This is a genomic window from Paraburkholderia terrae (genome assembly GCF_002902925.1).
Lineage (GTDB): Bacteria > Pseudomonadota > Gammaproteobacteria > Burkholderiales > Burkholderiaceae > Paraburkholderia > Paraburkholderia terrae.
Map to the genome: position 1 here is coordinate 2,864,940 of NZ_CP026111.1, position 25,354 is coordinate 2,890,293.

24 protein-coding genes, 1 tRNA gene and 1 riboswitch are annotated in these 25,354 nt (G+C 63.9%); of the genes, 13 read left to right on the plus strand and 12 right to left on the minus strand.

The genetic code is table 11. The annotated features are described in order from the left end of the window. Positions 1–14: 14 nt before the first annotated feature. The 7 genes from C2L65_RS12625 to glyA all read right to left on the minus strand — a co-directional run bounded on the left by C2L65_RS12625 (position 15) and on the right by glyA (position 4,738). Positions 15–434 carry a type IV pilin protein gene (locus C2L65_RS12625; RefSeq protein WP_042310683.1) on the minus strand — a complete coding sequence of 140 codons (420 nt, stop codon included), beginning with the start codon at positions 432–434 and terminating at the stop codon, positions 15–17. 26 nt (positions 435–460) lie between these two features. Then, a complete protein-coding gene (locus C2L65_RS12630) occupies positions 461–970 on the minus strand; it encodes a pilus assembly PilX family protein (protein ID WP_233446460.1) in 510 nt (169 codons plus the stop codon). 29 nt (positions 971–999) lie between these two features. Further along, entirely contained in the window at positions 1,000–1,761 is a 762-nt protein-coding gene (locus C2L65_RS12635) for a PilW family protein (protein ID WP_042310735.1), read from the minus strand. Between the two features lie 142 nt (positions 1,762–1,903). Beyond that, positions 1,904–2,263 (minus strand): prepilin-type N-terminal cleavage/methylation domain-containing protein, encoded by a 360-nt coding sequence (locus C2L65_RS12640; protein ID WP_233446461.1) that lies wholly within the window; start codon positions 2,261–2,263, stop codon positions 1,904–1,906. Further along, entirely contained in the window at positions 2,260–2,820 is a 561-nt protein-coding gene (locus tag C2L65_RS12645; protein WP_103254546.1) for a GspH/FimT family pseudopilin, read from the minus strand. Before C2L65_RS12645 ends, C2L65_RS12640 begins: the two co-directional genes overlap by 4 nt. Before the next feature lie 172 nt (positions 2,821–2,992). Further along, positions 2,993–3,484 (minus strand): transcriptional regulator NrdR, encoded by a 492-nt coding sequence (gene nrdR / locus C2L65_RS12650; protein WP_042310678.1) that lies wholly within the window; start codon positions 3,482–3,484, stop codon positions 2,993–2,995. Positions 3,485–3,490: 6 nt separating this feature from the next. Beyond that, a complete protein-coding gene (glyA, locus tag C2L65_RS12655; protein WP_036002965.1) occupies positions 3,491–4,738 on the minus strand; it encodes a serine hydroxymethyltransferase in 1,248 nt (415 codons plus the stop codon). A 184-nt stretch (positions 4,739–4,922) separates the two neighbouring features. Further along, positions 4,923–5,037: riboswitch (ZMP/ZTP riboswitch) on the minus strand. Positions 5,038–5,248: 211 nt separating this feature from the next. Here glyA and ydfG point away from each other — a divergent pair. The 10 genes from ydfG to C2L65_RS12705 all read left to right on the plus strand — a co-directional run bounded on the left by ydfG (position 5,249) and on the right by C2L65_RS12705 (position 13,670). Then, on the plus strand, positions 5,249–5,995 hold the full coding sequence (gene ydfG, locus C2L65_RS12660; protein WP_007584934.1) for a bifunctional NADP-dependent 3-hydroxy acid dehydrogenase/3-hydroxypropionate dehydrogenase YdfG: 747 nt from the start codon (positions 5,249–5,251) through the stop codon (positions 5,993–5,995). Between the two features lie 122 nt (positions 5,996–6,117). After that, positions 6,118–6,588: a tol-pal system-associated acyl-CoA thioesterase gene (gene ybgC / locus C2L65_RS12665; protein ID WP_042310676.1), complete on the plus strand. Its 471-nt coding sequence runs from the start codon at positions 6,118–6,120 to the stop codon at positions 6,586–6,588. A 165-nt stretch (positions 6,589–6,753) separates the two neighbouring features. Beyond that, complete coding sequence (gene tolQ, locus C2L65_RS12670) at positions 6,754–7,431, plus strand: protein TolQ (protein WP_007584943.1); 678 nt, start codon at positions 6,754–6,756, stop codon at positions 7,429–7,431. Positions 7,432–7,441: 10 nt separating this feature from the next. After that, positions 7,442–7,888, plus strand: a complete 447-nt coding sequence (gene tolR, locus C2L65_RS12675) for a protein TolR (RefSeq protein WP_042310674.1) — start codon at positions 7,442–7,444, stop codon at positions 7,886–7,888. After that, on the plus strand, positions 7,885–8,910 hold the full coding sequence (tolA, locus tag C2L65_RS12680; RefSeq protein ID WP_042310672.1) for a cell envelope integrity protein TolA: 1,026 nt from the start codon (positions 7,885–7,887) through the stop codon (positions 8,908–8,910). Before tolR ends, tolA begins: the two co-directional genes overlap by 4 nt. 116 nt (positions 8,911–9,026) lie before the next feature. Beyond that, positions 9,027–10,319 (plus strand): Tol-Pal system beta propeller repeat protein TolB, encoded by a 1,293-nt coding sequence (gene tolB / locus C2L65_RS12685; protein ID WP_007584949.1) that lies wholly within the window; start codon positions 9,027–9,029, stop codon positions 10,317–10,319. A 19-nt stretch (positions 10,320–10,338) separates the two neighbouring features. Then, positions 10,339–10,848: a peptidoglycan-associated lipoprotein Pal gene (gene pal / locus C2L65_RS12690; RefSeq protein WP_007584951.1), complete on the plus strand. Its 510-nt coding sequence runs from the start codon at positions 10,339–10,341 to the stop codon at positions 10,846–10,848. 15 nt (positions 10,849–10,863) lie between these two features. Beyond that, a complete protein-coding gene (gene ybgF, locus C2L65_RS12695; RefSeq protein WP_042310670.1) occupies positions 10,864–11,613 on the plus strand; it encodes a tol-pal system protein YbgF in 750 nt (249 codons plus the stop codon). Positions 11,614–11,831: 218 nt separating this feature from the next. Beyond that, positions 11,832–11,907, plus strand: a tRNA-Lys gene (locus C2L65_RS12700). Positions 11,908–12,509: 602 nt separating this feature from the next. Further along, positions 12,510–13,670, plus strand: a complete 1,161-nt coding sequence (locus C2L65_RS12705) for a glycosyltransferase (RefSeq protein ID WP_042310667.1) — start codon at positions 12,510–12,512, stop codon at positions 13,668–13,670. Between the two features lie 61 nt (positions 13,671–13,731). Here the strand turns inward: C2L65_RS12705 and C2L65_RS12710 are convergent, their stop codons facing one another. Next, entirely contained in the window at positions 13,732–14,799 is a 1,068-nt protein-coding gene (locus C2L65_RS12710; RefSeq protein WP_042310733.1) for a glycosyltransferase family 4 protein, read from the minus strand. Then, positions 14,799–16,046, minus strand: a complete 1,248-nt coding sequence (locus tag C2L65_RS12715; RefSeq protein ID WP_042310666.1) for an oligosaccharide flippase family protein — start codon at positions 16,044–16,046, stop codon at positions 14,799–14,801. The genes C2L65_RS12710 and C2L65_RS12715 overlap by 1 nt, the downstream gene beginning before the upstream one ends. A gap of 272 nt (positions 16,047–16,318) precedes the next feature. On the opposite strand from C2L65_RS12715, the gene C2L65_RS12720 reads away from it, so the two are divergent. Next, positions 16,319–17,578 carry a glycosyltransferase gene (locus C2L65_RS12720; protein ID WP_042310664.1) on the plus strand — a complete coding sequence of 420 codons (1,260 nt, stop codon included), beginning with the start codon at positions 16,319–16,321 and terminating at the stop codon, positions 17,576–17,578. A gap of 58 nt (positions 17,579–17,636) precedes the next feature. Here C2L65_RS12720 and C2L65_RS12725 read toward each other — a convergent pair whose 3' ends face one another. Both C2L65_RS12725 and C2L65_RS12730 read right to left on the minus strand, forming a co-directional pair. Continuing rightward, the gene (locus C2L65_RS12725; protein WP_081921158.1) at positions 17,637–18,905 is read right to left on the minus strand and encodes an acyltransferase family protein; all 1,269 of its coding nucleotides are present in this window, start codon (positions 18,903–18,905) and stop codon (positions 17,637–17,639) included. 87 nt (positions 18,906–18,992) lie between these two features. Then, on the minus strand, positions 18,993–20,138 hold the full coding sequence (locus C2L65_RS12730; RefSeq protein ID WP_042310662.1) for an acyltransferase family protein: 1,146 nt from the start codon (positions 20,136–20,138) through the stop codon (positions 18,993–18,995). Positions 20,139–20,527: 389 nt separating this feature from the next. Here C2L65_RS12730 and C2L65_RS12735 point away from each other — a divergent pair, with 389 nt between their 5' ends. Next, positions 20,528–22,036 carry an O-antigen ligase family protein gene (locus tag C2L65_RS12735; protein WP_042310659.1) on the plus strand — a complete coding sequence of 503 codons (1,509 nt, stop codon included), beginning with the start codon at positions 20,528–20,530 and terminating at the stop codon, positions 22,034–22,036. 95 nt (positions 22,037–22,131) lie between these two features. Then, on the plus strand, positions 22,132–23,379 hold the full coding sequence (locus tag C2L65_RS12740; protein ID WP_081921152.1) for a glycosyltransferase: 1,248 nt from the start codon (positions 22,132–22,134) through the stop codon (positions 23,377–23,379). A 111-nt stretch (positions 23,380–23,490) separates the two neighbouring features. On the opposite strand, the gene C2L65_RS12745 is transcribed toward C2L65_RS12740, so the two are convergent. Next, entirely contained in the window at positions 23,491–25,236 is a 1,746-nt protein-coding gene (locus C2L65_RS12745) for an FAD-dependent oxidoreductase (protein ID WP_042310658.1), read from the minus strand. Positions 25,237–25,354 lie beyond the last annotated feature (118 nt).

Consider the following 25,354-nt stretch of genomic DNA (forward strand, 5'->3'; position numbering starts at 1 on the left):
GATCACCTCATCGTCTAACGCGCGCTCCAGCAATCGTCGGGGTCAGCGCTCGCGGCGTTTCTGTTCGACTTTGAGCCTGTCGCGTCGAGTATGAACGTGCCGCACGCGTCCTCTGCCATCGGACCGTTCGCCAATGGCTGCGCTTCAAGCGCGTAGCCACCGTTCGAATCGTCGGCAGGCAAAATGCGCAGCCGATACACCGCCCTCCCACCCTGCGGCGCCTGATCGAGACCGGACGGCAACGGCGCGCCGTCCACATGGGCGGCAGACTCCGCGAACTGCGCCGCGGGATAGAGCGCGGACGCTGCGTCCGTTCTGTGCGCTTTCGCGATATGGCCGCGATATGACGGGATCGCGAAGGCGGCCAGCGTCGCCGCAATCGCCAGCGCGACGATCAGTTCGAGTAGCGAAAAAGCGCGATCATTGGTCCTCATTGCAATGGTTATGACGGGATGTGTACTCAAAAAGGGCGCGCAGCAACGCGTCGCCAGTGCTTTTCGACCGTGCAGCCTTCGACCACCAACTGAAGTTGCAGCCACATCTGCGAATCCACCTTGCGCCTGTAGCCTCTTGCGGTGACGAGCCAGGTTTGCGCGCTTGCGCGGTTCGTCAGTTGCCACTTTTCGATCAGGCATTGCGGTGCGCGAAACGATAGCGAGGTCGGCCACGATGCGAATGGCGCGATTGCATTGGCTTCGAAGGTCGTTTGCGATTTCCAGCCGATGGGCTCGCCGCCGACGCCCGACATGCCCGGCATGCCCGCAAGCGCACCGTTGACGACATTGCGCGCGCATGTCGACAGAGCCGAGTCCGCTGCGTGCAGCGCGATCAGATGGTCGGCCATACCCGCCGCGTTTCGCGCGGCCGCTACTGATTGCTCGAACCACGCGGCCGAGGTCGCGAGCATCATTGCGGCGATCAGCAGCACGACGGGCAGCGCGATGCCCCGATCGCGTGCATGCCGGTGCAACCGTCGTTTGTGTCTGCATGGCGACGAGATCACGCTGCGCTCCCCTCGTTGTTGCGTATCGCGACGCGCCGCCAGAACGCCCGCCTTACGCGCGCATCGGCACTGAGCGCGGACACGCCGTCGCAATCGACATAGCGCGACTGGAGCGCCTGCGGCGCGCCCCGAACGAGCACGCATACGTCGACGGCAACGACATTTGCCCATTGCGCGGGCAACAGCTGCGCCGCGTCCATCGCAGACGATGCACCCGCAAGCCAATACCGCAAACGCACGCGCTCGACACCTTCGACAAGCGGCTGCGACGAATTGGCCTTCCCCGTTCCTTCGCAGTAAAGCTCTGGCTCGCCCGTCGAGCCGCTGGTCTTCGCATAGAAGCGGTTCACGACGGATACGCCCGGCGCATCGGCGTCTGTCTTCGCGACGCCCTGCCCGAGACAGTCGGTCGCGAGTCCTGCGATGGATGGCCACGTCGAGACGTTATCGGCCACGTAGCGCACCGCGACACCATCCGAATGCGTTGCGAGCGATTCACAGGTCAGGCTGTCGTCGGCGCCGATCGGCCTTCCGCCCGAGCAGCCGAACAGGCCAGGCCGCGCAGGAAACGTGCGCGGCATGTCGGCGGGAACGAAGCCCGCCATCTGCAACTGCTCGCCAATCAGCGTCAACGCGGTCATGCCCGCATCGTGGATCTGCGCTGCGTCGACGGCCTGCGCGAAGGCGATTCGCTGCGAGCGGTAAAGCGACACCGCGCCCGCAGTCACGAACAGGCCGAGAGCGATCGCTATCGTCATTTCGAGGAGCGTATGGCCGAAGTCCGCGCGTCGGCTGGATACGCGCGTGAAGAGAGCAAGCGACTTCACCGGGAAAACGCCATCGCGACGCATTGAACGTCTTGCGGCGCGTCCGCATCGCCGCACGATGCAGGCATGTCGATCATGTCGCCCGGATTCGACGCGTTGCGCGGCATGTTGTCCCGCCAGGCCCATGTCGCGCGGGCAAAGGAAAGATCGGCGCCGCCGCCACTAGTGCCGCATCCCCCTTCGGCAACACATTCGCTGCACGCGTTCTCCATTGCGAGATCGCCGCATCGTTGGGATTCGGCGCGCGCGCCGCCTCGGCGATCGCATCGGCGACGAGCGCAGCCTGCGCGCGATAAGACATGGCACGCGCGTCTCGTGCAATCGACAATTGCACGGCGACTAGACCAAGCACGGTGACGGCCGTGACAGCCACCGCGACGAGCACTTCAAGCAAGCTCTGACCGCGCTGCGAGACAAGACGAGCGCGCGTCATGCCGCCGCTCCGCACGCGCCGTCGACGATGCGCGCCCGCCCACCCGCCGCGATGCGGATGCAGCGTCGCCAGTCCTTACCTTGCGTCGCCTTCGATTCGACACGCGGGCCGATATCGAAGCTGCGAAAGCTGCCGTTGGCCTGGCCCGCGGGTGGCGTGAAAGTGAGATTGGTGAGCGCGCCAACGATGCTGACGGGCGCAAGATCGGGCTGCGCGCGCAACGGATAGAAGCCGCCGCCACGCTCGATCATCACGGCCCATCCACAAGACCAGTCGACGACACCCGTTTTGCACGGCTGTCCCGCCGCAAGACAACGCCGCGCGGCATCGATGCGGCACACGGTCACGCGCGCGCCGCGCCGCAACGCCTCGCCGCGCGCGTAACTGAGTGTGGACAACAGCGCGCGGGCGCGCGCGTCGACCTGATCGCGTACGCGCCACGCAACGAACGACGGCACCGTCAACGTCGCGACGATCGCGAGCAACGCGATCACGACAAGCGTTTCAAACAGCGTGAACCCGCGGCCCACGCGCCGCGTATGAGCATTCCGTTTCATCAGCATTCCTCGATTTCCGCCAAGAATGCGACGACTCTAACGATGCGCAACCGCGCCCACAATTAGCCGGATGGCCAGGTGGCGGACGCACGAATCCCTGCACGAGAATGTCCGTGCATCAAATGAATTCGCGTCAGAACTTCAGGGAGAGAAAATGCGGATGCGCGACAAATCAGCGCTTGCGGGAAGGCTTCGCGGGCACAGCCGGAGCGTTCATCCGGCGAAACTCTTCAATGACGTCCTCGAACTCGGAGACGTCTTCGAAACGCCGGTACACGGAAGCAAAGCGCACGTACGCGATGGTGTCCAAGGCGCGCAGTTCGTTCATCACGAGCTCGCCCAGACGCTCGCTGCGTACTTCGCGCTCGCCGCTGCCGAGCAACTGATACTCGATGCGCGACGCGGCGGCGTCGATGGCGTCGGCGGCAACTGGACGCTTGCGCAGCGCCAGTTGCATGCTCGCCACGATCTTGCGGCGATCGAACTCCGTGCGGCTGCCATCCTTCTTGACGACCGAGGGCAACGCCAGCTCGACCCGCTCGTACGTCGTGAAACGCTTGTCGCAGGCCGGGCAGCGCCGGCGGCGCCGGATCGCGGCGCCGTCCTCGGACACACGCGAGTCGACGACCTGTGTATCGTCATGCCGGCAGAAGGGGCAGCGCATGGTGGCTTAGCGGTAGACCGGGAAGCGTTGGGTCAACTCGGCGACCTGCGCGCGCACGCGCTCGATCGTGGCCGTGTCTTCCGGGTTGTCCAGCACGTCGGCGATCAGGTTGCCGACCTGCTCGGCTTCCTTCGTGCCGAAGCCGCGGGTCGTCATGGCGGGCGAACCGAGGCGGATGCCGCTCGTCACGAACGGCTTTTCCGGGTCGTTCGGAATCGCGTTCTTGTTCACGGTGATGTGCGCCGCGCCCAGTGCCGCTTCCGCTGCCTTGCCCGTGATCTTCTTCGCGCGCAGGTCGACCAGCATCACGTGGCTTTCCGTGCGGCCCGACACGATGCGCAGGCCGCGCTTGACGAGCGTTTCAGCCAGCACGCGCGCGTTGTCGACCACATGTTGCTGGTATTCCTTGAATTCCGGCGCAAGTGCTTCCTTGAACGCGACAGCCTTGCCCGCGATCACGTGCATCAGCGGACCGCCCTGGATGCCCGGGAAAATGGCCGAGTTGATCTGCTTCTCGAACTCCGCCTTCATCAGGATCACGCCGCCGCGCGGGCCGCGCAGGCTCTTGTGCGTGGTCGTCGTGACGAAGTCGGCGAACGGCACCGGGTTCGGGTACACGCCCGCTGCGATCAGACCGGCGTAGTGCGCCATGTCGACCATCAGGTACGCGCCAACCGATTTCGCGATCTTCGACAGACGCTCGAAGTCGATACGCAGCGCAAACGCCGAGGCACCCGCGACGATGATCTTCGGCTTGTGCTCCTGAGCGAGCTTTTCAGCTGCGTCGTAATCGATGTCTTCGGCTTCGTTCAGACCGTAGCTGACGACGTTGAACCACTTGCCCGACATGTTGACGGGCGAGCCGTGCGTCAAATGGCCGCCGTGCGCGAGGCTCATGCCCATGATCGTGTCGCCCGGCTTGAGCATCGCGAAGAACACGCCCTGGTTGGCCTGCGAACCCGAGTTCGGCTGGACATTCGCGGCTTCGGCGCCGAACAGCTGCTTCACGCGGTCGATCGCCAGTTGTTCGACGACGTCGACGTATTCGCAGCCGCCGTAGTAGCGCTTGCCCGGGTAGCCTTCGGCGTACTTGTTGGTGAGCTGCGAGCCCTGTGCGGCCATCACGGCCGGGCTCGTGTAGTTTTCCGACGCGATCAGTTCGATGTGCTCTTCCTGACGGCGGTCTTCGTCCTGGATTGCCTTCCAGATTTCCGGATCGACATTGGCGATGGTGCTTTGGGCTTTGTCAAACATGCTGGTTCCGTTAAGTGTGTTCAGGTTGACCGGATCGTGCGCAGGTCGTGTGCCGGGAGCGTATTGGGTACGCAGCACTGCTGGCCACCGCTGATGGTGGGAGCCTTGACGCGGCGTATGAAGGAGGTGCCGCACACGCGAGTCAGGACAACCACCGGCAGCGCAAACGACGGCGCGCGCGAAACATGGCTGCCCAGGCGAACGGCAAAACGGCACCCTGCGCTTCACGGTGGGACGCTCCACCTTGAACCCGTCAGGCTTGACAGCATGGGGTTCTATCGCCAGTCACGCAGGGGTGAGCGCGTTAGTTTATTGGAACCGGGTCGAATAGGCAACCGAGGCAATCGCGCCGGCTGGCGCGCCGCCACGGCGGCCAGAAGTCCCGGCCTGCCGTGGCAGTGGCCGCCCGGCGGCCCGTCCGAACGTGCCTTCGCGCGGCGGGGTCATTCTTGCCGCATCGCCCCATTGGAAGTAGGCTTGTGGCCTTTCTTCACCGACCAGGGAACAGCAATGATCGTGTTCGTCACAGGCGCGTCCGCAGGGTTCGGCGCCGCTATCGCCAGGGCTTTCGTCAAGGGCGGCCATCGCGTGGTCGCGACCGCGCGCCGCAAGGATCGCCTGCAGGCGCTCGCCGACGAGCTCGGCGAAAACCTTCTGCCCTTCGAACTGGATGTGCGCGACCGCGCAGCCGTCGAAGCCGTCCCCAACGCGCTGCCCGCCGACTTTGCCGCCGTCGACGTGCTCGTCAACAACGCCGGCCTCGCGCTCGGCCTTGAGCCCGCCCAGCGCGCCGTGCTCGACGACTGGACGACGATGATCGACACCAACTGCATGGGTCTCGTGCAGGTCACGCGGGCCTTTCTGCCGGGCATGATCGAGCGCAGTCGCGGGCATGTGTTCAATCTGGGGTCGGTGGCGGCCATGTACCCGTATCCGGGCGGCAACGTGTACGGCGCGACCAAGGCATTCGTGCGCCAGTTCAGCCTGAACCTGCGCGCCGACCTGCACGGCACGCCCGTTCGCGTGACGGACATCGAGCCGGGCCTGTGTGGCGGCACCGAGTTTTCGAACGTGCGTTTCCGCGGCGACGACGAGAAGGCTGCGGGCGTCTATCAGAACGTCCAGCCGCTCACAGCCGAAGACATCGCCGATTCGATCTACTGGATCGCGACGCGCCCCGCGCACGTCAACATCAATACGATCGAACTGATGCCTGTCGCGCAGTCGTTTGCGGGCCTGAACATCCACCGCGGCTAGGTTTCACGGGCGCGCCGCGTCGGCGGGATCGTGCGGCAGCGACGCGGCGCCAGTCGTGCAGGCCGAGCGCAACCGGACACGAAAGTGCCCAAAAATGCGGCGCGCTTTTGCGTTCCGGTAAAATGCGCGCCATGAATATGTCTGACAGTCAGTCCGGCGCGGAAATCGGCTTTATCTGGCCGATTCGCGTGTATTACGAAGACACCGATGCCGGCGGCATCGTGTTTTACGCGAACTACCTGAAATTTTTCGAGCGCGCGCGCACCGAATGGCTGCGCGCGTGCGGCGTCGATCAACGCAAACTGGCCGAAGAATCGGGCGCGCTCTTTGTCGTGCGCAGCACCGCGCTCGACTATCGCGCGCCTGCCCGGCTCGACGACATGCTGCGCATCGTCAGCCGGATCGAGCGGCTCGGCCGCGCATCGGTGGATTTCGCTCAGGAAGCCTGGCGCGACGATACGCTGCTGGCGACGGGCACGATCCGCGTCGGCTGTGTCGACTCGCAATCGATGAAGCCGGCCGCCATTCCTCCGCCGGTTCACGCCGCGTTACGGCGCGAACCGGGCCCCAGCGTGTCAACGACGAGTATTTGAGCGTCGTTGTTAGCTGGACAGTGAACTCGTAACGGTCACAACAAGACCAAGCATGGTTCGGCGAAGAACCCGCCGAAGCTTCCGGTTTGCCAACTGAATGCCAACCGAACGCTTCGACTCACCTTGCAGCCGGACGCCCCACCCGGGACGTTACAACGAACCTCTATGAACACTACACAAGATCTGTCGATCATTTCCCTCGTTCTCAACGCGAGCCTGCTGGCGCAGGCAGTGATGGCGCTGCTGTTGCTGCTGTCGCTGATGTCGTGGACTTTCATCTTCCGCAAGTGGTTTGCGATTCGCCGCGCGCGGGCGCAGACTGAACGCTTCGAACGCGATTTCTGGTCGGGCGGCGACCTGCAGGCGCTGTATCAGAGCGCCGCGAACAACCGTCACACGATCGGCGCGCTCGAACGTATTTTCGAGTCGGGCATGCGTGAGTTCTTGAAGGGCAAGGAAAAGCGTCTCAACGATCCGGGCGCGATTCTCGACGGCGCGCGCCGTGCCATGCGCGCCGCGTTCCAGCGCGAAATGGACGTGCTCGAAGCCAATCTCGCGTTCCTCGCATCGGTCGGCTCGGTCAGCCCGTACATCGGTCTGTTCGGCACGGTGTGGGGCATCATGAACGCGTTCCGCGGCCTCGCGAACGTCCAGCAGGCCACCCTCGCGAACGTCGCGCCGGGCATCGCCGAAGCGCTGACGGCAACGGCTATCGGCCTGTTCGCCGCGATCCCCGCCGTGGTCGCCTACAACCGCTACGCGCACGATATCGACCGCCTCGCGATCCGCTTCGAAACCTTCATCGAAGAGTTCTCGAACATCCTGCAACGTCAGGCCCATTAAGGAGTCCACGATGGCCGGTTCAGCCCGTTCCAGCATGCGCGGCAGCCGCTCGCGCCGCGCGATGGCCGACATCAACGTCGTGCCGTACATCGATGTGATGCTCGTGCTGCTCGTGATCTTCATGGTGACGGCCCCGCTCGTGGCGCCGTCGATCGTGAACCTGCCGACTGTCGGTGGCGCCGCCCCGCAGCAGCAGACGCCGCCCGTCGTCGTCAACATCAAGGCCGACGGCAACATGAACGTCAAGTACAAGGACGACGCGGGCGCGACGCAACAGGAGACGATGACGCAGGCCGATCTGCGCAGCTTCGTCACCGACCGTGAGGCGTCGCATCCCGACCAGCCCGTCGTGATCGCCGCCGACAAAACCGTCAAGTATGAAGTCGTGATGAACGTGATGTCCGACCTGAAGGCTCGTGGCGTCAAGCGCGTTGGATTGCTCGTCAAATCGCAATGACCCGCCGACAGAAAAACGCCTACCCGCTTCGACCGCCGCGCGAGCGCGGCACGTGGCGCGCGTTCGCGCTCGCCGCGGTGATGCACGTGCTGCTGGGGTTCTTCCTGTATCACGGCATCCACTGGCAGAACAGCACGCCTGCGGGCGCCGAAGCCGAACTGTGGACGGAAGTGCCAGACGTACCGGCGCCGCGCCCCGTTGTGCCGCCGCCCGTGCCCGTCAGACCCGCGCCGCAGGTCAACGACGAACAGGCCGATATCGCGCTGCAGGAAAAGAAACGCAAGCAGCAGGAAGCGCAACGTCAGGCCGAGCTCGCCGAGCAGCAGCGTCAGCAGAAGCTGCAGGCCCAGCAGGAAGCCGAGGCGAAGCGCCAGCAGCAGCTAGCCGCCGACCAGGCCGCAGCGGCAGCCGCAGCGAAGCTCAAACAGCAACAGCAGCAACAGGCCGACAAGCTCAAGCAGCAGCAACTCGCCCAGCAGAAGCAGGAGCAGTTGAAGAAGCAGCAGGAAGAGCAGAAGGAGCAGCAAAAGGAACAGGAAGCGAAGCAGGCGCAAGCCGACGCGCAGGCCAAGGCTGACGCGGCGAAAGCCGCCAAGGCCAAGGCTGCCGCGCAGGCCGCCGAAGCCGCGAAGCAGAAGGTCGACGCGGAACGGCGTCAGCGTCTCGCCGCGCTGCAAGGCATGGCAGGCGGGGAAGGCTCGACGGGCAACGGTCTCGCGAAGAGCGGCACGGGCAGCGGCGCGGGCGGCAACGCCGCGTCGCCGGGCTATGCGGAGAAGGTCCAGCGCCGCGTGCGTCCGAACATTATCTGGTCGGGCGATACATCGGGCCTGCAAACGGTCGTCTCCGTGCGCTGCTCGCCGACGGGCACGCTGCTGAACGCGACCATTACCCGCAGCAGCGGGAACCAGGCGTGGGACGACGCCGCACTGCGAGCCGTCCAGCGGTCGGATCCGATGCCTCAGGACATCGATGGCAAGACGCCTGGTAGTTTTACGATCACGCTGCGTCCAGCCGCCTGACGCAGGCGTTTCCGATTCGCACGCTGTCGCGGGCGGACCGGGAACGAAATCTGCGTAGGTCGGTCTGTTTGTAGTCGTGAAGTGTTAGCAATTCGTTTTTGGGGAACCTATACAGAATGAGTTTGATGACCAAGCTAGGCCTGCGAGCGCTTGTAGCGTCGTGCCTGATCGCCGCCGGCGGTACCGCCCATGCACAACTCAACGTCCTCGTGACAGGCGTCGGGTCCACCCAGTTCCCGATTGCCACGGCAAATTTTGCCAACGAGGCCAATTCTCCCCAGCAGATCAGCACGATCGTCCGCCAGGACCTTCAGCGCAGCGGTAAATTCACCAATATCGACGCTGGCAGCGCGCCCGTTTCGGAAGGCGATTCCGTCGATCTCGGCGCCTGGAAGGCTAAGGGCGCGAATGCGTTCGTCGCGGGCAGCGTCACCAAGCTGCCGAACGGCCAGTACCAAGTGCGCTTCAAGCTGTACGACACTGTCAACCAGCAAAGCCTGGGCGGCCTCGAACTGGTCAGCCCGGAAAGCGGCCTGCGCATGAGCGCGCACAAGGTTGCCGACTACATCTATGCGAAGCTGATGGGCGGCCGCGGCGTGTTCGCAACGCGTCTGTCGTACGTGATCAAGACGGGCAACCGCTATCAGCTGCAGATTTCCGACTCGGACGGCCAGGACGCGCACATCGCCCTCTCCAGCCCCGAGCCGATCATCTCGCCGGCATGGTCGCCGGATGGCACGAAGGTCGCGTACGTGTCGTTCGAAAAGAAAAAGCCGATCGTCTACATCCACGATCTGCCTACGGGCCGCCGCGTCGTCGTGTCGGACCAGAAGGGCAACAACAGCGCGCCCGCCTGGTCGCCTGACGGCCGCACGCTCGCCGTCGCGCTGTCGCGCACCGGCAACACACAGATTTTCGCCGTCAACGCCGACGGCAGCGGCCTGCGCCGCCTCACGCAAGGCAGCGCGATCGACACCGAGCCGTCGTACTCTCCTGACGGCCAGTCCATCTATTTCACGAGCGACCGTGGCGGCCAGCCGCAGATCTACAAAATGCCGGCCGGCGGCGAGTCCGCAGGCGGCGCGCAGCGCGTGACCTTCACGGGCAACTACAATACGAGTCCGCGCGTGAGCCCGGACGGCAAGCAGCTCGCATACATCTCGCGCACGGGCGGGGGCTTCAAGCTGTATATCCAGGATCTGCAGTCGGGCGTCGCGACGGCGCTCACTGATACAACACATGACGAATCGCCGAGCTTCGCGGCGAATGGTCAGTACATTCTTTACGCCACTCAGGTGAACGGCCGTGGCGTGTTGGCCGCAGTATCGACCGATGGTCGGACGCGGCAGGTCCTGTCCGTTCAGGGAGGCATCGTACGCGAGCCTTCCTGGGGCCCGTTTATGCAATAACACACAAGGAGAGTGAAGCATGATGTCCAAACTTCGTATCGCGTTTGCCGTGGGTATGGTCGGCGCGTTGGCTGCATGTCATTCGGGCGTCAAGCTCGACGAAAACGCCAACAAGGGTGGCGCGACGGGCGCTCAGCCTAACCCGAACGATGTCGCCACGGTGAACGTCGATCCGTTGAACGATCCGAACAGCCCGCTGGCCAAGCGCAGCATCTATTTCGACTTCGACAGCTACTCGGTCAAGGACGACTACCAGCCGCTGCTGCAGCAACACGCGCAGTATCTGAAGAGCCATCCGCAACGTCACGTCCTGATCCAGGGCAACACCGACGAGCGCGGCACGAGCGAATACAACCTGGCACTCGGCCAGAAGCGTGCTGAAGCTGTCCGCCGCTCGCTGTCGCTGCTGGGCGTTCCGGATTCGGAAATGGAAGCCGTGAGCCTCGGTAAGGAAAAGCCGCAGGCAACGGGTCATGACGAAGCGTCGTGGGCGCAAAACCGCCGCGCGGACCTCGTCTATCAACAGTAATAGGTGACAAGCCGTATGACGCCCCGTTTCTCCTGGCTGCGCATGGCCGCAGCCGCCTGCGTCGCGGGAACGGCCATGATGGCCCTGCCCGCGCACGCAGGCATGTTCGACGACGATCAGGCTCGCCAGGCGATTCTCGATCTGCGCACCAAGACCGATAGTCTGTCGAGCCAGCTGTCGGCGGCTCAACGCACGATCCTCGATCAGTCCAACCGCCTCGACCAGCTGAACCAGCAGGTCGCGACGCTGCGCGGGCAGAACGAGGACCTCGCCAATCAGGTCGCCACGTTGCAGAAGCAGCAGAAGGACTACTACACCGACCTCGACGGTCGTCTGAAGAAGTTCGAGCCGCAGCAGCAGACGGTCGATGGGGTCGAGGGCGCCGTGCAGCCGGGTGAAACGGACGCGTTCAACGCGGCTTCGCAGCAGTTCCGCAGCGGTGACTTCAAGAACGCGGCGACGTCGTTCCGCAGCTTTATCGCGAAGTACCCGCAGAGCCCGTATCAGCCTACGGCGCAATACTGGCTCGGCAACGCGCTCTACGCGCTGCGCGACTACAAGGGTTCGACGGCCGTGTGGCAAGGCGTCGTGCAGAAGTATCCGCAGCATCCGCGGGCGCCGGAAGCACTGCTGGCTATCGCGAACAACCAGCTCGAACAAGGTCAGAAGGCCGCCGCGAAGAAGACGCTCGAACAGATCGTCGCGCAGTACGGCGGCTCGGATGTCGCGCAATCGGCGCAAAGCAAGCTTTCGCAGATCAAGTGATGTTTGTGCGTCCGGCATGAGCCGGGCGTCTGCAGTGTCCGTGTGTTGAATGCAGTAAAACGCGCAGTGTCGACGCTTCAATAACCGATACGCGCGCCTCTCGCCGGAAAGCCCGGGACTTCATCGTTCCGGGCTTTTCTTTTGCGTGGATCGCTTGTTGGTCGGGCCGCGCCGGTTGACACATTTTGGCTCGGCCGATATAATTCCGCTTCTCTTTTGGGTCGTTAGCTCAGCTGGTAGAGCAGCGGACTTTTAATCCGTTGGTCACAGGTTCGAATCCCGTACGGCCTACCAAAAGATTCAAAGGGCTTAGCTTCGGCTAAGCCCTTTTCAATTTCTGGCGGCCAATACGTCATGCCAGTTGGACCTGCCGCCATTCAGCGCTCCTGCCCGTCAACGCGTCTGATCAACGCATTCGCTCCTGCCCGTCAACGCGTCTGATCAACGCATTCGCTCCTGCCCGGCACTCGCAAACGCCATCATTTCGACGCGAAAAAATTACCCACCACGAGTTTCATTTTCATTAAGGCTACGCCAAAATTACTGGATAGATTCAATTGTCCAACTTCATTTACAACCAATAAAAAGCCTTAATTAATTCGAAATGTCACCGGCAAACAATATGTTTTCAGGGTAGACGTTGCGCAACACCCAACACCTCAATTCCCGCCTCAAACCCTTGCCTGGCCTGCACCAGACGCATGCATTGCGATAACCGGCACGCACCGTTTCAGCCATATCCCAATCGCCATTCAGCAAGAATAGTGTTTTCCCGACAATAAACCCTTCTCCGTAGTCAATTTCAGCCAATTAATCCGCGTAAGCGAATTGTCTACTGCATAATCCAACCGACCTTCAATCATCAGCGCATCTCTAACCTGAAAAGGGTTGATCCGGTGACCGACAAACTGCTTACCGATTGGAGTACTGCGTCGCTGGGAAAAAGCACGGCGGCCGCCGACAAGCGGACCGTCTTCTACGTGCAGCCGATGATCGCCCACTACCGGATGGAGGTCGTCGAGTCACTGAACCGGCTCTTTTCCGTCAAGCTTTTTGCCAGTTCGGCAGGGGTGGAATCGAACGGCTTTTCGCGGGAGAACCCCACGTGCGAGGAGTTCGTCGAAACACACATCAGCCACGTCTTTTCGCCGGGTATCAACATGCAGCGGGAAGTCGTCGGAAGAATCGTGCGCGAGCGCCCCGCTGCCGTGCTGATATTCGCGGACATCCGCTATCTGTCGCTCTGGCTCGCGCTGATGGCCGGCCGCGCGATGCGCATTCCCGTCCTGATCCACGGTCAGGGCCTGTACCGGCACGAAGACGACGTCGGCATGATCCGCTCGCTGTGCTACCGGATCGCCGTCGCGCTGTCGACGCAATACATCTGCTACACCGACGCGTCCAAGCGTTCACTGGAAAGCGTCGGTTGTCCTTCCGGGAAACTGATCGTGGCCGATAACTCGCTGACCGTCGAACACACCGTCGATCCCGCCGAAAAGTCGGGCAAGGAAACGGGCATCCTGTTCCTTGGACGGCTGCGCGACGACTCGAACGTCGGCGCGCTGATCGAAGCCGTCGGCCGTCTGCGCAGCGAGGATCATCAGATCACCCTGCATCTGGTCGGCGGCGGCAAGCACGGCGCGCAGCTCAAGCGCGTGTACGGCGACCGCGACTATGTCATCTGGTACGGACCGGTGTTCGACGAAAGCCGCATCGCGGCGATCAGTCGGCTTTGCCGCATCGGCTGCTATCCGGGGGCAGCGGGCCTGAGCGTGGTCCACATGTTCGGGCTGAGCCTGCCGCCGCTCGTTCACGACGAGCTGCAGCGGCACATGGGTCCCGAGCCGGGCTATGTCGAAGAAGGCAGCACGGGGTTCTTCTATCCGCGCGAAGGCGGTGTGGATGCACTCGCGGATACGCTGCGGCGCGTGTGGACGATGTCGCCCGAAATGATGCGCGCGGCAAGCACCGCCGCCTATTCGAAGTATCAACAGCTGAATTCGCCGACCCTCGGCAGAAAGCTGGCCGAGATCGTTCGCGCGTCGCTGAAGCCTTGATCGAGGCATTTCGCGAACACAGCCCAGCGGCACCCTTTTCATCCCGTCCCGAGCAGGAAACCTAAGCCCGCGCGCCGATCACCTGCTGCGCCACGGCCAGATAGCGCTGCGCCGTATCCTGCAGCGTCAAGCCCGCCAGCGACCTCGGCATCTTAGGCTGCGCCAGCGCGCCCAGCAGCGCGGCGACATAGGCGGCCGTATCGTCCGTATCGACGAGTTGCACGCAGGGCAGCGTCTTCGCGAACTGGAACGGCGTGATCGTGCTCGCGACGACGGGTATCCCCGACGCCAACGCTTCCAGAAACGCAATGCTGTGCCCTTCCGAACGCGACGGCATCGCGAACACATTCGACGCGCGCAGCACGCCGCTCACGTCCGTATGCGGACCATCCACGCTCACCCGGCCTTCGAGCCCGAGCTTCTTCACCAGATCCTGGATCGCGGCTAGATAGGCCGGGTCTTCGACCACGCCGTACAACTGCAGCCGCACATCCGTCACCTGCGCCGCGACCTCGCGAAACGCATGCACCGTCTGCAGCTGGTTCTTCACCGACGTGTACCGGCCGATCTGCACGATCCGCGGCGGCGTATCGCCTGAGCGCGGCCGGTCGTCGAATGCAAAGCGCGACATGTCGACGCCGTTCGGGATCATCGTCAACAGCGGATGCGAGCCGACGCAGTCCGTATAGTCCCGCACGTTCGCGGGCGACACGCCGATCACCGCCCTCGCTCGCGACGACAGCACGCGCTCGACGTTGCGAAACAGCTTGCGCTCGAAATCGTTGACGGCGGAATGCATCACGTAGATCACGGGCACCTTGCTCGGCAGCGCGCGCGCGTAGAACGCGGGGATCGTCGCGTGCGCAAACACGACGTCGGGCCGAAAGCGCCGCAGCACGCCCGCCAGATGCATCAGTTTGCCAGGCAGGCTCGGGCGCCTGGCCGGAAACACGCACTCGACGCCGTGGCTCGTCAGTTCGCGCGTGAACGGCGCGAAGTCGGGCCGCTCGGGCATCAGCGCGGTCACGCCGACCACGCTGCCGTCGCGCTGCTGATGTATCGCGAGATCCTTCGCCAGCACTTCCGCGCCCGACAGACGCGGCTCCAGCACGAGATGAAGTATCCGCATCACATCACCTTCGCGGTGCGATAGATCATCCACGCGGCCGCCGAACTCAGGCCGACCGTCATCGCCCATGCGATACCCGTGACGCCCCAATAATGCGTCGCTGGCGGCACGCAGGCGAGCAGCACGAACACCTGGATCACCGACGCTTGCGTCGTCGCCTTCGCGTCGCCGACGGCCCGCAGATACGACACCAGCACCGCGATCAGCGCGCCGATCGCCATGTTGATCACGAAGATCTTGAAGAGCGGCACGGCGGGCAGCCAGGCCGGGCCGAGTATCAGCGCGAAGAGCCAGTGCGCCGCGAACCGCAGCACGATCACGACCGCCACCAGCCCGAGCGCGATCACGCCGATATAGCGCCTGAAAAGCCGCGCGGCGGCATGCGGATCGGCGCGGTGGCGCGCCGCGAAGGTCGGAAACAGGTACTGCGACATCGCGATCGCGGCATCGGCGAGCAGCATTTGCGCGAGCCGCGACGACATCTGATACGCGCCGAGTTGCGCGGGCCCGAGCAGCTTGCCGACCACCACCTTGTCGAACTGGTTGAGGATCAGATTGACGACGCTGCCCGCCCAGATCCAGCGGCTAAAGCCAATGTAGTGGCCAATACCCGACCAGCGCAGGCGGATAGGCGGACGCGGTTTCATCGTGATCCAGGTGAGCGTCGTCTTCAGCGACTCGCCGACGATCATCCCGAGCAGCACCGAGTACGCACCCGCGCCCGCCAGCGCGAGCGCCAGCCCGCAACAGCAGTCGACGAAAGCCGCCGACACCTCGATGATCGCGACATGCTGGAAGCGCCGCTCGCGCTGCACGACGTAATACGCGGGCGACGCGATGCCGCGCAACAGCGGCAACAGCGCGGCGAGCTGCAACAGCAGCAGCGCGCCGCCGAGATGGAACTGGCTGTTCATCAGCGGCGCGATCGCGACGAGCGCCACGCCGATGATCAGGCCGCGCGTCGCTAGCGTGGTCCAGACGGAGCCAAGTTCATCGCGTGTCGGCGCGGCCTGCCCCTGGATCACCGCCTGCGACAGGCCCGTATCCGACATGGCTTCCGCAATCGCGACGGCGAGCAGCGCGACGCTCACGCTGCCGATCGCTTCCGGCCCGAGAATGCGGCCGATCGCGAGAAACTTGACGGCAACGAGCCCGCGCATCAACACCTGCTGCAACAGCACCCATGTCGCTGCGCTCGAACCCAGGCCTGCCCTGAACGAAAACGCCGGTAGCCTCATCGTCCGCAATGTTTTTCTCCCCTTGATCTGAGTTAGCGCTCTAGCGCCACCTCAACCCGTTGCGCATACCCATGCGCGCCGCAGACACAGCCTGTCCGCCGGCTCACGCACGCCGTCCCTCAAGGTAACCCGCCACACCCGCACACGGACGCCATCTGTCAGTCAGATTCGGCAACCCGCCCCCTCCGGCTGTCTGTTGTCGCCAAACAAATGGCGAAATTGTCGGTTCGCGCCGAATACGTAATGCTAAGGTGAACGCAAGGCTGCTCCTTAAGATCGCCATGGAACGCGCAACCCATCTCGTGTCAGTCGAAGCCCCCATCGCCGATGCTGCGAGACTCGGCTATGTCGTCATCATTGAGCCCAATTTCACCGGGCATCGGTGGCGCTATGTCGAGTGGATCGCACAGGCCTGCCTCGAAGCCGGCCATCCCGTTCTCGTCGTGACCGAGAACTCGAACGAAGATCATCGCCTCGCCCGCGAGATCATGTCGGCAAGGCGCGAGGACCTGCAGATCGCCTTCGTCGACGCAGAAAGCCAGCGTCACAGCCGCGGCCTGAAGCGCATCAGCTACGCGCGGTTTCACGCGTATTTCAAGCTCGCCTACGACTCCGTCAAGCGCGCCGAACGCATACGTCTCGTCGTCGTGCCGTATGTCGATTACTTCTTTCACGCGCTGCCGCTGCTCGGCTCGCCGTTCGGCAAGACGCCGTGGATCGCGATCACGATGCGCGCGACGTTCCATCATCGCAAGGTCGGTGTGCGCACGCCGGGACGGCCGCTCGTCAATACGCTGAAGTCGCTGCTGTTTCGTCGCGCCGTCCATACGAGAGGGCTGCGCACGCTGCTGTCGATCGATCCGACACTGCCCGAATGGGTCGGCCGCGTGAAGCCGAAACATGGCGCGTCCGTCGAATACGTCGCCGATCCGTTCCCCGATGCGAAGGCCGAAGACCCCCTCGTCGCGCGCGAGCGTCTCGGGCTCGATCCCGCTGGCCGCTATCTGCTCGTCTACGGCTCGATCAGCGAGCGCAAGGGCATCTGCGAACTCACCGAAGCGCTCGCGGGCATGAAGGACGCGCCGACGCTCCTGCTCGCCGGCGAACAGGACCAGGAAGTGCGCGGCTTCATGCGGGCGTTCATTCCGATCCTGAAGCCCGCGCCCGTGATCCTTGATCAGTTCGTTTCGAACGAGATGGAGCGCGACCTGTTCTCCGCATGCGACGTCGTCTGGCTCGGCTACAAAGGCCACTACGGAATGAGCGGCGTGCTCGTGCAGGCCTATCGCTTCGACAAGCCCGTTGTCGCAACGAGCGACGGGCTGATCGGCTGGTTCTGCCGCGGCGGGCAACTCGGGCCGTGCCTCGACGATCTGTCGGCGGCATCGATCACGCAAGCGCTCGGCGAAGTTGCCGCGCAATGGCAGCGCGGCGAGAAGCATCAACGTCCGCTCGATCATCTGCTCGCGCGCAACACGCTCGGTCAATTCAAGGAAACGCTGCGCCAGGCGATCACGGCCGCTGTCGAAACGCGCGTCTGATACGGCGCGCGTATTGCAGCGGTGATCCCCCGCATCGGCATGCGTGCAGGCGCACCGCTCAATCCGACGTTTCGCTGCTCACCCGCTCGATCCGTTTCACGCGCGCGACGCGCGGCAGCAGCACCTGACGCGCCCATTGCGCGCAAGGCCGCTCGATGCGCGTCGCGCTGATCCGCGCGGCCACATAGCTCGCACAACACGCGAACACGGCAGCAATCGCGAAGCCGAGCACGGGCACGCGGTGATCGAGTGCATCGAGCGGCGTCTTCAATGCAACGCGCACGACCAGGATCACGACGAAGCTCCAGATATACAACCCGTAGCTGTTTTGCCCAAACGCGGCAACGATCCGCGCGCCCGGATAACGGCGCGGCAGTTGCGCGAGCAGCAGCAACAGTGCGGCCGCTGCGCACGCGGCAACCGTCGGCGCGAGCCAGTGCGCGAGGCCAAGCCCCGAACCCGTCGCGTACAGCAGCGCGAGCAGCACTGCACAAGCGGCGACCGTACACGCGATGCCGAACATCGACAGCTTCATGCCGTCGCGTAACAGAAGCCGCTTGCCATAGCGCGCGAGCACGAAGCCGATGACGAAGCATGGCAGTTGCGTCGGCGGCCAGTAATAGATGAACGAATTGTTCTCGACGGTGCAGGCGTCGTCGGCGCAGGCGCCCGCCGTCAGCGCCACCGCGCTGATCACCAGCAGCGCCAGCGACGTACGCCACAAGCCGCGTCGCGTGCGCGTCGCGATGAAGATGAGCGGCGCGAACAGATAGAAGGACATCTCCACGCCAATCGACCAGCCGCCCGGCACCACAGTATTGACGGCGCTCGGCACCCACGCATGGATGAAGACGAGATTCGCCACGACGTCGCTAACGCCATGCGCCGCCGTGACCTGCGTATCGAATCGTCCCGCCAGATGATTGCCGAGCGAATACACGGCAATCGCAACGTAATACAGCGGCGCGATGCGAAAGAAGCGCTTGACGTAGAAGCGTCGCGCGATCAGCGAGCGGTCGTCGCCGAAGCGTTTCGTTTCGGCTTCGAGTGTCAGCATGATCGTCACGGCGCTGATGACGAAGAACAGCTGCACGCCGTATTGCCCCATATCCGACACGGCCTGCAGCCAGGTAGGCAGCGCGGGCATAAAGAGCGCGAGATGCACGAGAATCACGCCGACAATGGCGAGCGCGCGGCCGGCATCGAGTGCGGCGACGCGAGCTTCGTCGTGCGCCGCAGCCTTCGTGACGGACGCACTCGTTGCCGTGATGACCACGCAGCGGTCACCGATACGGTCAAGCCATGTCAGCGTTCCTGTGAAGCTCACGCAAATCCTCCCCTTGCGAGCCGGATGCTTCGCCCGCCTGCGCGCACGCGACGCGTGCAACATGCTGCAGCAATGAATGGGCCGGAATCAGGACAGCTGCCCGCCGACGGGCATTTCCTCGCGCACCGACGCGTTGCGTTTAGCCGGGAACAGCGCATTGCGCAGCCGCAGGAACGGATACTCGACGGCGCGCGTCATCACGTAACCCGCGATGATCGCGACGGCAGCCTGCGCGGCCAGCGCGACGAACCAGATCGCGGCGGGCGGCAAGCCAAGTGCCGTCGCCTTGCGGATCACGATGTCGCCGGGCGCGAGCGCGAGCGAATGCCACAGGTAGATGCCGTACGAGTACACGCCAAGCCACGCAACCGCGCGGTACACGCGCGAATCGCGCACCTTGCCCGAGTGCTCGAGCACCAGCACGATGAACGCGCAAAAGCCGATTGCCTGAATCGTATAGCCGATGCTCTCATCGAGCGGTTCGTGCTTCGTCGCGAGCACGAGCCATGCGACCAGCACGGCCACCACTGCCAGCAGCCAGCCGGTCCGCTTCGCGATGCCTTGATAGACATCGGGCTTCATCCAGTAGATCGCGGCGAGAATCACGCCGTACAGCAAACTGTCGATCCGGTACTGCGTATAGAAGAACGCTGCCTGCAAATCGCCGCCCGCGACTTCCAGGCAACGCGCGATCAGCACGATCACGCAGATCCCGCCCAGCACGCTGATGATCGAGCCGGCGCGCATCTTCCAGCGCGCGAACAGCAGCAGCAAGGCGGGCAGAAAGAGATAGAAGTGCTCTTCGACGGCGAGGCTCCATGTCTGCGAGATCGATGTGCCGAAGTAGTTCTGCAAGTGTGTCAGGTTCTGCCAGAGGAACGTGTCCAGCGGATGGCGGCCGACGATCGAATGAAACAGGATCAGCACGTAGTAAGCGGGCCAGATCTTGAACATCCGCCGCACGATAAAGCGCCACGCGTCGACGTGGCCCTTCTCCGCGTATTGCCGCAGCAGCAGCCCGCCGACGAGAAAGCCGCTCAGTGTGAAGAACAGGTTCACGCCCTCGCGGCCGAAGTTCTTCAGCGGATACTCGATGATCGAGATCAGCGCGCTGCCCGTGTGATTCACATGAAAGTGGTAGCCCATCACCGCGATGATCGCGATGCCGCGCACGAAGTCGAGTTCGACCGACCTGCCTCGCATCATCGATTGCGCGCTGCCGAATAGCTTCATGCCTGTTCCCCTTCGACGTCGTTTGCTAGTCTTGATTGTGAGCCGCCACGCGGAGAGCCACTGCCTCGCTCGTGCCTCGAGTGACCTGGCGCATTCAATGCATGCAGGCATGCGTCGACGGGCACTTTTCGCACGATATTCCAGCCATGTTGCTTGCTCGGCCGCGCACCCGTACGCCAAGTTGCTGCCCTTATCGGACAGCCTGGCCGCGCGTGCCGAACCGTCTGACCAGACGCTTTTGGCGCATCGTTTGACCCCGCCAGAACCCAGGCGTATTACGCCTGTGCCGGACTTCACGCCAGGCGCTCCATTTATATTCAGACTGAACAGTGGCGCGCGTCGCCCTGCCACGATGAAGATATCGCACCGCACCGGGAGAGGGAGAATCGATGCGCAACAAGTACGCTACGTTGTGGATCTGGATGTGCTTGTGTCCACTCGCGCTCGACTACAAGGCACCGGACGCGGATTCGGGCCACGCCGCGCAGATCCTGCTCGTCGCGCCGACTTTCGCTGCCGCGCTCGCGCTGATCTTCATCGCGCCGCGCTTTCGCGAAGCGTCTCCGTTGCGCCGGTTCGTCACCCTTTGCCTCGTGCTGAGCGTGCCCGGCAGCCTGATCGCGCAATTCGTGCAAGACAACGATTTCGGCAACTATCTGCGCGTCGTGTTGCCGTTTCTGCTGTTTCTGCTCGGCTACGCGATGGCCTGCCATCCTTGGGCTGAAAACCGCATCGGGCAGATGGAAAAGGCCCTCTTCTGGGCGAACCTCATCTGTCTGGTCTTCACGTTCGTGTTCGGCATTGCGACGGGCGGCGGAATGGGCGGCATCGCCGACGTGCGCTTTCGTATCGTCTCTGTGACGCTGCTCGGCCTGCAAGGCGTGCTGCTGCACGAATTCGTGCTCGCGCGGCGCTTTTCGCCGTTCATGCTCGCGGTGTTTCTCGGCACGGTGCTCGTCGAGCTGTTGAGCGTGACCCGCAGTCTGCTGGTCGGCACGGTGCTGCTGTTCATGATGGCCGCGTGGATGAGCGCGCCGTCGCTGCGTTACCTGCTGCGCTCGGCCATCCGTACGTTTATCGTGAGTATCGTGCTCGGCGCGATGGGCGCGCTCGCCGTACTGAGCATGCCGTCCGTCAGCGAGCACTGGATGCAGCGCTTCACGGCCGCCTCCAATACGCAGACGGGCAAGGACCCGACGACCATCACGCGTCTTGCCGAGATCAAGGATCAGTTCGACCAGGTCACGTCGTCGACGCAATCGCTGCTGCTCGGCGAGGGCTACGGCCATTACTACCGCTATTCGCCGCAATATCTGCCTGATCTCGCGGGACAGATCAGCGAGAAGGATTTCTACGCGATCCGCGAATGGGCGGCGGGCCACAACTTCTGGATCTATCAGCTGTTCGCGGGCGGCCTGCTGTTCGGCCTCGCGCTGCCGCTCGCGGTGCTGGTGACGCTGGCGCACTGCACGCTCGCTTACCGACGATGGCGCGCGAAAAGTCCCGGTGCGCCACTTTTGCCCGTGTTTGGCCGCTCGCTCCTGCTGCTCGCCGCGCTGCCTGCCCAATCGATCGGTGGCAATCCACTCGGGCCGCGTTTCTCGGGACTTGTATTCGGCGTCGCGCTCGGTTTGACCGTCGCGACGTATTGCCGTTTGCATCGACAGCTGGACGCAAAGGCGCGCTTGAGAGTCGAGCCCGTGACGCCGCCGCCATCGGCGCGCGCAACAGCCGTCGCGCAGAAACCGCCGACGCAACCGCCCGTCCAGCCGCCCCGCCCCGCGCCATTCGCATCGGCTGCCGCGCGAGGCTCGCTGAAAGACGCAACAGGGTCAGAACCGCACGACGCAGACCGCACACGCGATCTGCGTCAGCGAGGCATGCCGGCGTCCGCGTGACGTGCGCTGCGGCGCATGTCGTGCATCACGCGGATTGCCTCGTTTCATCGCCCGGCTGCGCCGGTCCTTTTCGCACTACGCCGTGTTATTCGCCAATGAAAATTCTTCATCTACTTTCGACAGTCGACCCGCGGGCAGGCGGACCGACTGAAGGTGTACGACAGAGCGGCGTCGCGATGGCGTCGCTGGGTCACGAGGTCGAGGTTGCGTCGCTCGATGCCGCCGACGCGCCGCATGTTCGCGACTTCCCGTTGCCCGTGCATGCGCTCGGTCCAGGGCGCAACTACTACGGCTTCACACCCGATTTCGTGCCGTGGCTCAGCCGCGAGGCGCAGCGCTTCGACGCCGTGATCGTGCATGGACTGTGGCAATACCATGGCTTCGGCGCCTGGCGCGCGCTGCGCGCGTCGAAGGTGCCGTACTACGTGTACACGCACGGCATGCTCGACCCGTATTTCAAGCGCACGTACCCGCTCAAGCATCTGAAGAAGTGGGCGTACTGGCCGTGGGCCGAATATCGCGTGCTGCGCGACGCGGCCGCTGTGATCTTCACGACGGAAGAAGAGCGGCTGCTCGCGCGGCAGTCGTTCTGGCTGTATCGCGCGAACGAACGCGTCGTGCCGTTCGGCACCAACGCTCCGCCGCCGCATGCACAGGCGCTGCGCGAAGCGTTCCTGAGCACTTATCCGGCCCTGCGCGGCAAGCGGATCGTGCTGTTTCTCGGGCGCATCCACGAAAAGAAGGGCTGCGATCTGCTGATTCACGCGTTCGCCGATCACGCGCAGCGCGACCCCGAGGCGCATCTCGTGATTGCGGGTCCCGATGCAACGGGCTGGCAGCGGCCACTGCAGGCGCTCGCGCGCTCGTGCGGGATCGAGGAACGAATTGCGTGGCCGGGCATGCTGCAGGGCGATCTGAAATGGGGCGCCTTCTATGCGAGCGACGTGTTCGCACTGCCGTCGCATCAGGAGAACTTCGGCGTGGCCGTAGCGGAAGCGTTGGCGTGCGGCCTGCCCGTGCTGCTGTCGGACAAGGTCGGCGTGTGGCGCGAAGTGGAGAACGACCACGCGGGTTTCGTGTCGAGCGACACGATCAACGGCACGCAGCGCAATCTGCTGAACTGGCATTCGCTCGATGCCGCCGCGAAGGGGAACATGCGCGAGCAGGCGCGCAGGACGTTTGACGCGCGCTTCGGTATCGAAAGCATGATCGATTCGTTGACTGCGCTGCTGCAACCTCAGCCTGCCGTTGCGCCTCGTGCCGCCGATCAGCAGTCGCCGCAGAATACGCCTGGTGCGATGCCGAGGAAGGTGCCGGCGCAGAGGGAGCCGTCGGTGAATTGAGTCTGCTTTGCGCCTTCGCACACGTTGCGAAGGCGCACAAAGAAAAATCCCGCGATTTGCATCGCGGGATTTTTTATTGCTGGGTGTCTGTCTTCGCGGGTAACGAAGCCCTCACATCGCCTCATTCCCCCCAGCCCGCACCAGTGATTGCGCCGCGATCGGCAGCTTGCCTAGTTCGGCATTCGACACGCCAAACCGCATGCTCCCGGCCGCCTCGCCGATCGGCAGAATCGTCGCCGTGTCGGGCTTGCCGAGCCGCTGCGCGAGATGCTCGCCCAGCCGCAACGCAAGCGCCGAAATCGTGATCGTCGGAAAGTTTGCACCGACTGTCGGAAACACCGAGCTTCCTGCGACATACAGATTGCTCACGCCATGCATCTTGCAGTCGCGATCGACGACGCCTTCACGCGGCGAATCGTGCATCCGTGTCGTGCCCATGTGATGCCACGTGCCTTCGAGCTTCGCCGGCAACGACGCGCGGCCCTCGAGCGGCTCGTCGAGTTCGACCTCGGCGACGCCCATCATCTTCAGTTCGTCGGCGAGCAGCTGGAACGTGCGGTCGAACGTACGCTGCACGAGCTCCGTGAGCCGCCAGTCGACTTTCACACGCGGCAGGCCCAGCGCGTCCTTGCGATCGGACAGCGTGACGCGGCTGTCGCGGTTCGGCTCCGCTTCGACGATCGCCTGCAGCTTCACGTCCGAGATCAGCGCGCGCAACTGCAGCAGACGCGTGAGACCGAAGCCGACGGTATCGACGGGATGCGCGGCCATCGTCAAATAATCGTCGCGCGCGACGCGGCCCGGCTGTTCCTTGCGATGCAGCGCCTCGCGGCAGCGGATCAACGCCTCCGATCCCGCACTGCCTTCGCCGAAGAAACGCGAGAAGAACCAGACGCGCGAATTGAGCAGCTTCTCGCGCTTGATGACGTCGTGCGTCAGCGCGAACTGCGACGAGATATGCGTGCCATGCGCCGCGACGGCGGCGTTCTGATAGTGGTACTTGATGTCGTACAGCTTGTTGCGCGACCACTCCTTCGTGAACTTCACCGTGCCCGTCATCAGGCGCGGATGGTCCATGAAGAAGCGGCCCACCAGATCGTGTCCGTTGCCGAGACCCGCCGCCTGCACCTTGTTCGACGCGAGCAGCAGCCGCGCGTTTTCGATGCCACCCGTCGCCAGCACGAACACCTTGGCGTTTACGCGAAAGCGCTTGCCCGTGAGCGTCGCGACGTCGACACCCGTGACTTCGGACGCCTGCGCATCCGAATCGATATTCACGACGTTCGCATGCAGGAACACGCGCACGCGATCCGAGCGCCGCAATACCTCGCGATACACCTTGCCGAAGCGCACGGGTGGGCTGAACTGCGAAACGGTGTCGCGCACGTTGCCCGACATCATCGGATAGCGGCGCACGTCGTGCCGGTTGATCTGCTGCTCCCACCACGCGGGATCGAAATTGTGCGGGCCGAGCTTGAGCAGCGCATGGGTGCGCAGATAGTACGGCGCGAGCTCTTCGAGACCGAACGGCCAGCCGCTATGCGCGACCCAATCCTTCTTGTCGAAGTCCCACGGATCGAGCGGACGGCACCAGCCGCCCCAGCAATTGCTGCTGCCACCGAGATAGCGGCTGCGGCAGCCGTCCGCAAAGGCGTACGGAATGCCGACGTTCTCGCCGCGATAGAGATCGCGCGTTTCGTCGTCGGCCTTGTAGCCGCCGCTTTCGAGCACGCAGCAGTCGATGCCCGCGCGTTCCAGTTCCATCGCGAGCGTGATACCCGCGACGCCTGCCCCGATGATGCATACCGTCGTCGACACAGCGACGCCCTGCTCGACACTGCGGGTATCGATAAACATCCCCTGCTCCCAGCTTGTGTTCTGTTCGTACCTTGTACAGACGCGTCCAGCTTCGTCCGTTCTGGCCCCCCGCCGCGCACGCGAGCCAGGCTCGTCATGCGTCAACGCCCTGTGGGTT

Excerpts from the sequence above, each read along its gene's own strand:
- C2L65_RS12625 (WP_042310683.1), bottom strand. The coding sequence starts at position 434 with ATGAGGACCAATGATCGCGCTTTTTCGCTACTCGAACTGATCGTCGCG.
- C2L65_RS12635 (WP_042310735.1), bottom strand. The coding sequence starts at position 1,761 with ATGACGATAGCGATCGCTCTCGGCCTGTTCGTGACTGCGGGCGCGGTG.
- C2L65_RS12640 (WP_233446461.1), bottom strand. The coding sequence starts at position 2,263 with ATGACGCGCGCTCGTCTTGTCTCGCAGCGCGGTCAGAGCTTGCTTGAA.
- C2L65_RS12645 (WP_103254546.1), bottom strand. The coding sequence starts at position 2,820 with ATGAAACGGAATGCTCATACGCGGCGCGTGGGCCGCGGGTTCACGCTG.
- nrdR (WP_042310678.1), bottom strand. The coding sequence starts at position 3,484 with ATGCGCTGCCCCTTCTGCCGGCATGACGATACACAGGTCGTCGACTCG.
- glyA (WP_036002965.1), bottom strand. The coding sequence starts at position 4,738 with ATGTTTGACAAAGCCCAAAGCACCATCGCCAATGTCGATCCGGAAATC.
- ydfG (WP_007584934.1), top strand. The coding sequence starts at position 5,249 with ATGATCGTGTTCGTCACAGGCGCGTCCGCAGGGTTCGGCGCCGCTATC.
- ybgC (WP_042310676.1), top strand. The coding sequence starts at position 6,118 with ATGCGCGCCATGAATATGTCTGACAGTCAGTCCGGCGCGGAAATCGGC.
- tolQ (WP_007584943.1), top strand. The coding sequence starts at position 6,754 with ATGAACACTACACAAGATCTGTCGATCATTTCCCTCGTTCTCAACGCG.
- tolR (WP_042310674.1), top strand. The coding sequence starts at position 7,442 with ATGGCCGGTTCAGCCCGTTCCAGCATGCGCGGCAGCCGCTCGCGCCGC.
- tolA (WP_042310672.1), top strand. The coding sequence starts at position 7,885 with ATGACCCGCCGACAGAAAAACGCCTACCCGCTTCGACCGCCGCGCGAG.
- tolB (WP_007584949.1), top strand. The coding sequence starts at position 9,027 with ATGAGTTTGATGACCAAGCTAGGCCTGCGAGCGCTTGTAGCGTCGTGC.
- pal (WP_007584951.1), top strand. The coding sequence starts at position 10,339 with ATGATGTCCAAACTTCGTATCGCGTTTGCCGTGGGTATGGTCGGCGCG.
- ybgF (WP_042310670.1), top strand. The coding sequence starts at position 10,864 with ATGACGCCCCGTTTCTCCTGGCTGCGCATGGCCGCAGCCGCCTGCGTC.
- C2L65_RS12710 (WP_042310733.1), bottom strand. The coding sequence starts at position 14,799 with ATGCGGATACTTCATCTCGTGCTGGAGCCGCGTCTGTCGGGCGCGGAA.
- C2L65_RS12720 (WP_042310664.1), top strand. The coding sequence starts at position 16,319 with ATGGAACGCGCAACCCATCTCGTGTCAGTCGAAGCCCCCATCGCCGAT.
- C2L65_RS12730 (WP_042310662.1), bottom strand. The coding sequence starts at position 20,138 with ATGAAGCTATTCGGCAGCGCGCAATCGATGATGCGAGGCAGGTCGGTC.
- C2L65_RS12735 (WP_042310659.1), top strand. The coding sequence starts at position 20,528 with ATGCGCAACAAGTACGCTACGTTGTGGATCTGGATGTGCTTGTGTCCA.
- C2L65_RS12740 (WP_081921152.1), top strand. The coding sequence starts at position 22,132 with ATGAAAATTCTTCATCTACTTTCGACAGTCGACCCGCGGGCAGGCGGA.
- C2L65_RS12745 (WP_042310658.1), bottom strand. The coding sequence starts at position 25,236 with ATGTTTATCGATACCCGCAGTGTCGAGCAGGGCGTCGCTGTGTCGACG.